Raw genomic sequence first — 387 nt, forward strand, 5'->3', positions numbered from 1 at the left:
ATTGAACAGTTCATGAAACGTTACTATCGGACAGCTCAACAGGTTTCCACGTTAAATGAAATGTTATTGGCATATTTCAATGAGTCAGTAATTACACCACGCTTACCAGACTATGAGCGTAAAATTGAAAATATTAACGAACACTTCAAGCTGGTGGATGGCAAACTTGCGGTCCAACAACATAAAACATTCTCAGAAAATCCAAGTGCTATTTTAGAAATTTTCTATATCTTGGCAAATCGTCCTGAAATTGAAGGCATTCGTGCACGTACTTTACGTCTATTGACTTTAGCCGCAAAACGAATTGATCGATCCATCAATTTGTCACATCCAGCAATATGATGTACATAATCACCATTTTCATCAGTAATAAAAATTTGTGGAACT

General features: G+C 35.9%; 1 protein-coding gene. It reads left to right on the top strand.

Annotated features, from left to right (window positions below):
- On the top strand, positions 1–342 hold a 342-nt coding region (locus ACJ5GX_RS06390; RefSeq protein ID WP_495292824.1), incomplete at its 5' end, for a hypothetical protein.
- Positions 343–387 lie beyond the last annotated feature (45 nt).

The sequence above is a fragment of the Wolbachia endosymbiont of Tuta absoluta genome, from assembly GCF_059414725.1.